Genomic DNA, 244 nt, shown 5'->3' on the forward strand with positions numbered 1-244 from the left:
ACCTGGCTCACCGTATGGCCGTGAAGGCTGCCGAGGTGATCAAGGTGCTGATGAAGATGGGCATGATGGTGACCATCAACCAGGTGCTGGATCAGGAAACCGCGCTGATCATCGTGGAAGAAATGGGCCACGTGGGCAAGGCTGCCCAGGCAGATGATCCGGAAGCCTACCTGGCCGATGGTGAAACCATCGAAGTGGCCGAGCAGATTTCCCGTCCGCCAGTGGTAACCGTAATGGGTCACGT

Annotated in this window: 1 protein-coding gene; it reads left to right on the plus strand. The window is 58.2% G+C overall.

The features are described from left to right. Positions 1–14: 14 nt before the first annotated feature. On the plus strand, positions 15–244 hold a 230-nt coding region (locus O4G76_RS21425), incomplete at its 3' end, for a translation initiation factor IF-2 N-terminal domain-containing protein (protein ID WP_269399102.1).

This window comes from Limimaricola sp. G21655-S1 (assembly GCF_027213785.1).
Taxonomy (GTDB): domain Bacteria; phylum Pseudomonadota; class Alphaproteobacteria; order Rhodobacterales; family Rhodobacteraceae; genus Limimaricola.